Annotated in this window: 1 protein-coding gene; it reads right to left on the reverse strand. The window is 64.5% G+C overall.

Translation table 11 applies throughout. The features are described 5' to 3' along the window. A partial coding sequence (locus U5A58_RS40425) for an ABC transporter permease subunit (protein WP_321965456.1) occupies positions 1-681 on the reverse strand: 681 nt, incomplete at its 3' end. Position 682: the final 1 nt, after the last annotated feature.

The following is a 682-nucleotide window of genomic DNA, read 5'->3' on the forward strand; positions in this document are numbered from 1 at the left end:
GCCCGGCAACGTGATCGTGTTGTTGCCCACCGTGATCGCTTCGGAAGCCACCACGAAGAACCAGCCGCCCGACATCGACATCATCATGTTCCAGATGAGGCCCGGCATCGAGAACGGCACTTCGAGCTTCCAGAAACGCTGCCAGCCCGTGAGGTGGAAACCTCGCGAGACCTCGTCCAGATCGCGCGGCACCGTGCGCAGCGACTGGTAGAAGCTGAAGGTCATGTTCCAGGCCTGGCTCGTGAAGATCGCGAAGATCGCCGCGAGTTCGGCGCCGAGCACGCGCGAGGGAAAGAGCGCGAGAAAGAACGTGACCGTGAACGAGATATAGCCGAGCACCGGCACCGACTGCAGGATGTCGAGAATCGGCACGAGCACCTGGCCCGCGCGACGGCTCTTCGCCGCGAGCGTGCCGTACACGAGCGTGAAGGTGAGCGAGGCGACCATCGCCGCGAGCATGCGCAGCGTGGTGCGCATGGCGTACTCGGGCAGGTTGGCCGGATCGAGCGAGATGACCTGGGTCTTGAGCGTGGCGATGGGCGCCATGGTCTCGTGAAAGCCCACGGCCGCCATCGCGATCAGGCCGATCATCAGCGGGAACGCCACGAAGTCCCAGCGGTTCGGCAGCACGCGCCACGCCGAGGCGTTGGCCGTGCGGTTCAGGTTGAAGCTGAACTCCATT

This window comes from Paraburkholderia sp. J7 (assembly GCF_905220155.1).
Lineage (GTDB): Bacteria > Pseudomonadota > Gammaproteobacteria > Burkholderiales > Burkholderiaceae > Paraburkholderia.